The following is a 6,089-nucleotide window of genomic DNA, read 5'->3' on the forward strand; positions in this document are numbered from 1 at the left end:
GCGCGCAGGCGCGGACCTCGGCCCGCAGTCCGAACTCCGAGTCGCCCGCCGACGAGATGGCGATGGCCAGGTCGCCGTCGGCGGGTGCCCTGGACGCATCCACATCGAGGTGCCAGCGCAGCGGGACCAGCAGATCGAGCGCCTGCACACCGGCACCGGCGAGGTCGGAGCGCACGGTGAGGTAGTCCGAACCGGTCGCCGCGGATGCCGGCACCGGAGCGAGACCCGCGCTCGACGCGCAGACCGCCAGCACGAAGAGCACCGCCGACACGCGCGCTCCCGTCGCCGCGCGGCCCGCGCTCTCGCCGTCGCCGGGCGGGTCCACCGCGTCGGCAGGCTCCGGGGGCGGGGCCTCTGCGTCGTCAGTCCGCGGCCGCCTCGGCCAGAAGGCCCAGCCGACGAGGAACGCGGTGGCGAGGGTGAGCGATCCAAGCACCCAGGGGTTGCCGAACTGTGCGATCACCGGCGCGAGATACGGCACCGACCCGCGCACGATCCGTGCCTCGGTGAGCGTGTACGGCATCGGATCGTCCACGGCGTTGGCATCTCCGCGCATCGTGATCACGCGTTCCGCTGCGTCGTTCCCCTCACCGACGCTCGTGACCCGGTGCGTGATCGGCAGCGTCCCTGCCCGGTCGACGGTCACGACGTCGCCGACGACGATCTCGGATGCGGGAATCCGCTGGACCAGCGCGACCGAACCCGCAGGGATCGTGGGAGACATCGAGCCGGTCTTGAACATCATCAGCGAGTACCCGCCCGTGAACGCGAGCAGAGCGAACACGAGGCAGACCGCTCCGCCGACGGCCGCCGCGGCCAGCAGGAAGTCCCGGACGAGGCGGCCCGACCGTGCAGCACCGCGCGAGAAGGCCGTCATCCCGTGCTCCCCGTGAGGACCCAGGTCGGTGTGAGCTGTGCGCCCTGGGCGGCCGCCGGCGCATCGGCCGGGAGCGTCAGGACGATGCAGTACGTCACGGTGGAGGCGCCGGCCGGTTCGAGCTGCTGCGCGGGGAGCACGGGGACCTGCGTGAGTCCCGTCACCTCGACCCCCGGCGTGCTCACGGTGCACTCGGGCGGAGCGGGGTCGGTCGACGAGGTCACCGATGCCCTGACCAGGAGCGCATCCCGGAGCGCCGCCTCCGGGCTGCCCACGGCGGGCTCGGTCGAGAGCGACACCCCACTGAGGAGCACGTCTCCGTCCACCGATCCGGTCGCCTGGACCTGCACCCATGCGGCCGCACTCTCCCCCGGGAAGAGCGGCGACAGCGTCCAGCTGAGGGCGGCGGCGGCATCCTCGGGGTGCGCGGCGAAGGCACCGGCATCCGTCCGCGATGCGAGGGCGAAACTGCCCGCCGTGAACGGCGAGCCCGCCAGCTCGCTGTCCGACCAGGAGGCGAGGCTCCCCGCTGCGCCCACGCCGAGCAGGAGCGCGCACGCGAGCAGCGCCTGAACACGCGTGAGCGTCTTCAGGCTGCGAACCCGCGCCTGTCGGACCACGATGGCTGTGCCGAGGTGACTACTGCGAGACGGCGTCCCACTGCCAGACCGCGGTGCCGGTGTCGCCCTGCGTGATCGTCGCACCGGCGGTGACCTGCAGGCACAGGTAGACGATGTCGCCCGGATCCATGGTGGCGGGCACCGCGGTCCCCCCGGCGAACGCGGTCGCGTCGCATCCGAAGGTCGTCGTGGACACCGCGCCGAACGTCAGCTGACCGGCGAGGTCTCCCGTCACGACGGGCGCGACGGCGGTGAGTCCCGCGGGAGACGTGCTGGCCGCGGTCAGTTGCAGCGCGAAGGGCGCGTACACGACGTCGTCCGGCGCGAGGTTGTCGAAGCCGGTGCTGAACGTCAGCACCGCCGCGTCGCCCTCGACGGCGTGGTCGGCCCAGGCCGCCCCATCGGTCGATCCCTGGAACTCGAACGTCCCTGCGGCGAAGTCGCTCGTCGCGAACTCCGAGTCATTCCACGCGGCGAGTGTCAGCGCGGATCCCACGCCGACGACGAGCCCACCGGCGAGGACGGCGTAGATCTTTCTCCGGGTCTGAGCAGCGCGCTCGGACCCCTCCAGAACAGTTCGTACCATGATTCCTCCTGGTCATCCTGCTCCCCCGCGTGCAGCATATACATAGGATTCATCCAGCAAAAGCCTATGTTGCCGGTGCCACCCGCCTGGGTGTGCACCTCCCTCGGGCTCCGCGGTACGGATGTCGGGAGAACGGACGGATGTCGGGAGACACGCCGCTCGTCGGGCCTGCACGCGTGCATCCGTCCGACCGGTGCTCCGCCCCCGCACTCGCGGCAGGCGCGTCCTCCCAGGCGACGGGGGTATGCTGACCCGTTGGGTCGTTCGACCCGCAGAGTCCCGAAAGGCGGTGATGGCGATGTCCGGTGATAGTTACGACGCCGCCCTCGCTGCGTCGCGACTCCCTGCGTTCATGCGTTGACCTTCGGGTCCGCTCTCGCACGTCCTTCCCGCAGCCGTCGGCGGCGTCATCCGCCCCCTGACGAATCCGCGCACGGAGCTCTCTGCTGCCGTGCACCTGCGAGAACGGAGCCGCATCATGGCGCTCATCGACAACGGCGTGTACGTCCACGGACGTCGCGTGGAGACCCCGAAGAACCTGGACGAGACCTACCGGATGCTGGATGCCGCCGGCGGCATCGCCTGGATCGGCCTGTATCGACCCAGCCCGGAAGAGGTCGCCTCCGTCGCGCGGGAGTTCGACCTGCATCCGCTCGCGGTCGAGGATGCGCTCTCGGGGCACCAGCGCTCGAAGGTGGAGCGCTACGGCGACACCCTGTTCGCGGTGCTGCGGCCGGCGCGCTACCGCGACAAGGAGGAGTCGATCGAGTTCGGCGAGCTGCACCTGTTCGTCGGCCCCGACTTCGTGGTGACGATCCGCCATGCCGAGTCCCCGAACCTCGCCGCCGTGCGGATGCGCATGGAGGCCAACCCCGAGCTGCTCGCGATGGGCCCCGAGGCGGTGCTCTACGCGATCCTCGATGAGGTCGTCGACGGGTACGAGCCGATCGTGGCGGGCCTGCTGAACGACATCGACGAGATCGAGGATCAGCTCTTCGGCGACGGCGACGACGACAGCGCGCTCTCCCGCCGTATCTACGAGCTCTCCCGCGAGGTCATCAACTTCCAGCGCGCCGTGCACCCCCTGAGCGGGATGCTGGAGTGGCTGCGCCGCGGGTCGGAGAAGTACCGCATCGACGAAGAGTTGCAGCGGTCGCTGCGCGATGTGCTCGACCACACGATCCGCGTGAACGAGCGGGTCGACTCGTTCCGGGCGATCCTCGAGAACGCGCTGACCGTGCACTCCGCGCTCGTCGCCCGCCGCCAGACCGAGGCCGGGCTCGCACAGAACGACGAGATCAAGAAGATCTCCTCCTGGGCGGCGATCATCTTCGCGCCCACACTGGTCGGCACGGTGTACGGCATGAACTTCGACGTGATGCCCGAGCTGCACTGGGCCTTCGGGTATCCGATGGCCATCGGCGCGATGGCCGCGTTCGCCGTCGCGCTCTACGGGGTCTTCCGCTACAAGAAGTGGCTGTAGCGCCACCGCGACGGGCGGAGAACTCGCCGTCGGGCGGAGGATCCAGGTGCATTCTTCCGCCCGACGCGGAGTTCTCCGCCTGCATCCGAGCTGCAACACATTCACCTGTGTGGCGCATCTCAGAGTATTGATATTGCGGCTCTCAGCACACTGGTTCAATAGCGCACGTCGGGCTAGCTTCGAGGAGCGCCAGGGATCGCTGGCGCTCCTACTGACCCCAGGGTGAGGTTCGAAGTCGTGATGTCAGGCATTCCCAGATTGAGCATGGCTGCTGCTTGTGTCGCGCTCAGCCTGGCCTCATTGACCGCCTGCTCGCCTGGTGGGTCAACACCCGACGCCTCCATCACCGAAGGGGACGTTCCGCGCTTCACGGGCACCTATGCGGACGAGTACCGAGAGACGTGGCTGAGTGCCGATATCGACTTTGTCCGCGATGTGATCCGCGATGAGGAGATCACCGAACAAGAGTGGGCGGAGGTGGTCAAGCGCTTCGACGATTGCCTCGATGAGCACGACATCGAACTCGTGGAGTACGAAGAGGACGGCGCTTACGGTGTCGAACGCGGCGCCGGTCTCTCGGACGAACGCGTGCAGGACGCGATGACGGAATGCGAAGGCGAATCCGGCGAGACGGTACTCGGCCGCCTGTGGCACAGCCAGCGGCAGAATCCGAGCAACCGCGACCCCAATGAACTCATCTACGACTGCCTCATCCGCTTAGGCGCTCTCGATCCGTCATACTCTCTGGAGAATTATCTTCGCGACAATCCAGAATTCGCATTCCCCTTCCTCACCGATGAAGGCCCCGACCTCTACGCCACGTGTGCGGCTGCGCCGCTGACCACAGCGGGCGACCGGCGGATCAGTTCGCACTGATCGCTGAAGGTGGCAAAGGCGCGGTGGCCGTCCTCGCTGGCTGCATCGCGGGGGCATGGGCGATGGTGGCGGGATGCGGCAGCACCATTTTTTCGTCTACTTCAAGGATCGAAGCTGACGGCCTGACCTCGCGCGTATCGTACGCACCACGGCCGGAAGCACGACCATCCCGAGCGCCCAGAACACCGCACCCCAGATCAGCGCGTCACCGATGAAGGGCAGCCACTCGTACGAAGTCGGATAGGGGATGCCGGTGCGACCGGTGAGCCGCAGGGCGACGTCGGCCGGATACGCGGTGAAGGGGTTCGACGAGTGGTCCTGCGTGATCCAGGTCAGCGGAAAGCCGAACGGCACGGATGAGAGGTCGGCATCGGATGCCACGGACACGCGTTGCGCGGTCGTGATCCACCAGGTCACCACGACGCCGACCGCCGCCGCGCCGATCGCGGACAGCAGGATGCTCCCGCGTCCCGGCCGGCGAGATGTAGGCGGTGAGGCCGAGCGAGAAGCGGCGATGTCTTCCACGCGACGAGATCAGTCGTCGGCGCGGCTGATGTGATCGAGGAGTTCGTCGAGGGTGTCGAAGTCGACGGTCTCGGTGCCGTCGAGCTCGCGCACCTCGACGCCCTCGACCTCGAGCTCCTCGTCGAGCTGCACGAGGATCCGCGAGTCCGGGAACTGCTTCGGCGCCAGGAACGCGAGCAGCACGGCATCGGCGAAGACGACGACCGATGTCGCCTCGAGGTCGTCGCGCAGGTCGATCTGCTCGATGACGGGCTCGTCATCGACGGCGTCATCGATGTCGGTGGCGACCTCGTCGACGATGGCCCGCCACCGGGACTCGCCGACCGAGAGGATGCGCGACACCGCCGCGATCAGCGCCTCGTGATCGACGTCCTCCGGGTGCTCGTCGAGTTCCGGGTCGACGTTCACGTTCACGACGGTGCCGGCCGCATCGATGCTCGCCCGTCCGTACACGAGGCCGTTCTCGGCGATCGGGTCTTCGAGCAGCCCGCTCTCGACGATGCGGGCGAGGAGCGAGTCGAGCACAGGCGAAGTCATGCCTCCAGTCTTTCGCATCCATCGCGTCATGGGGCGATCATCGTCGCAACAGCGGCGTGAGCACGACGCTGACGGCGGTGATCCCCGCCGCGACGAACAGCACGCCCGGAGTGCCGACACCGGAGTACCCGATCCCGGCGAGCACCGGACCACCGATCGCGCCGAGGTTCAACGCCGCCGTGGCATAGGCACCGCCGAGCACCGGTGCACCTTCGGCCTCACCGACGATGCGCGCGATAAGGGCGGAGCCGACCGCGAACGACAGCAGCCCGCCGATCAGCGCCCCGAGGAACACGGCCGACACCGACGAGACAGCGAGGCCGAAGACCATCCAGACGACGGTCGTGGCCGCGGCGCCGACCACGATCCATGTGCGCGCCCAGCGGGCACCCCATCGACCGGTGGCGGCCACCCCGAGGAAGGCGCCGATTCCGAACACGGCGAGGAGCAGCGGGATCCAGGCGGCATCGATCCCGGCATCCGCGCCGACGACGGCGAGGAACGTGAACACCCCGAAGGTCGCGGCGTTCACGAGCACGGCGAGCACCACGGCCACGAGAACCGGTCGCCGACGCAGCTCGGCGA

The 6,089-nt window shown here is 68.6% G+C and carries 8 protein-coding genes; 2 read left to right on the forward strand and 6 right to left on the reverse strand.

What is annotated here, in order from left to right; translation table 11 throughout:
• The 3 genes from ACNPM4_RS18905 to ACNPM4_RS18915 form a co-directional block, all read right to left on the reverse strand.
• Positions 1–877: S26 family signal peptidase (locus ACNPM4_RS18905; RefSeq protein ID WP_448986749.1), on the reverse strand; the 877-nt coding region annotated here is incomplete at its 3' end.
• Positions 874–1,497 (reverse strand): SipW-dependent-type signal peptide-containing protein, encoded by a 624-nt coding sequence (locus tag ACNPM4_RS18910; protein ID WP_448986750.1) that lies wholly within the window; start codon positions 1,495–1,497, stop codon positions 874–876. The genes ACNPM4_RS18905 and ACNPM4_RS18910, both read right to left, overlap by 4 nt.
• 19 nt (positions 1,498–1,516) lie before the next feature.
• Positions 1,517–2,083, reverse strand: coding sequence for a SipW-dependent-type signal peptide-containing protein (locus ACNPM4_RS18915; RefSeq protein ID WP_091027570.1), 567 nt, complete (start codon positions 2,081–2,083; stop codon positions 1,517–1,519).
• A gap of 478 nt (positions 2,084–2,561) precedes the next feature.
• Between ACNPM4_RS18915 and ACNPM4_RS18920 the strand changes: the two genes are divergently transcribed.
• Together ACNPM4_RS18920 and ACNPM4_RS18925 are read left to right on the forward strand one after the other, a co-directional pair.
• Positions 2,562–3,566, forward strand: coding sequence for a magnesium and cobalt transport protein CorA (locus ACNPM4_RS18920; protein WP_091027726.1), 1,005 nt, complete (start codon positions 2,562–2,564; stop codon positions 3,564–3,566).
• A gap of 240 nt (positions 3,567–3,806) precedes the next feature.
• Positions 3,807–4,442, forward strand: coding sequence for a hypothetical protein (locus tag ACNPM4_RS18925; protein WP_448986752.1), 636 nt, complete (start codon positions 3,807–3,809; stop codon positions 4,440–4,442).
• 96 nt (positions 4,443–4,538) lie between these two features.
• Here the strand turns inward: ACNPM4_RS18925 and ACNPM4_RS18930 are convergent, their stop codons facing one another.
• The 3 genes from ACNPM4_RS18930 to ACNPM4_RS18940 form a co-directional block, all read right to left on the reverse strand.
• The gene (locus tag ACNPM4_RS18930) at positions 4,539–4,967 is read right to left on the reverse strand and encodes a hypothetical protein (protein ID WP_105712202.1); all 429 of its coding nucleotides are present in this window, start codon (positions 4,965–4,967) and stop codon (positions 4,539–4,541) included.
• Between the two features lie 9 nt (positions 4,968–4,976).
• Positions 4,977–5,504 carry a cytochrome C5 gene (locus ACNPM4_RS18935; protein ID WP_105712201.1) on the reverse strand — a complete coding sequence of 176 codons (528 nt, stop codon included), beginning with the start codon at positions 5,502–5,504 and terminating at the stop codon, positions 4,977–4,979.
• A gap of 37 nt (positions 5,505–5,541) precedes the next feature.
• Positions 5,542–6,089: MFS transporter (locus ACNPM4_RS18940; protein WP_448986754.1), on the reverse strand; the 548-nt coding region annotated here is incomplete at its 5' end.

This window comes from Microbacterium umsixpiens (genome assembly GCF_053543675.1).

Bases quoted from the DNA above. Each gene is read 5' to 3' on its own strand.
- ACNPM4_RS18935 (WP_105712201.1), bottom strand. From the start codon at position 5,504: ATGACTTCGCCTGTGCTCGACTCGCTCCTCGCCCGCATCGTCGAGAGC.
- ACNPM4_RS18925 (WP_448986752.1), top strand. From the start codon at position 3,807: ATGTCAGGCATTCCCAGATTGAGCATGGCTGCTGCTTGTGTCGCGCTC.
- ACNPM4_RS18915 (WP_091027570.1), bottom strand. From the start codon at position 2,083: ATGGTACGAACTGTTCTGGAGGGGTCCGAGCGCGCTGCTCAGACCCGG.
- ACNPM4_RS18920 (WP_091027726.1), top strand. From the start codon at position 2,562: ATGGCGCTCATCGACAACGGCGTGTACGTCCACGGACGTCGCGTGGAG.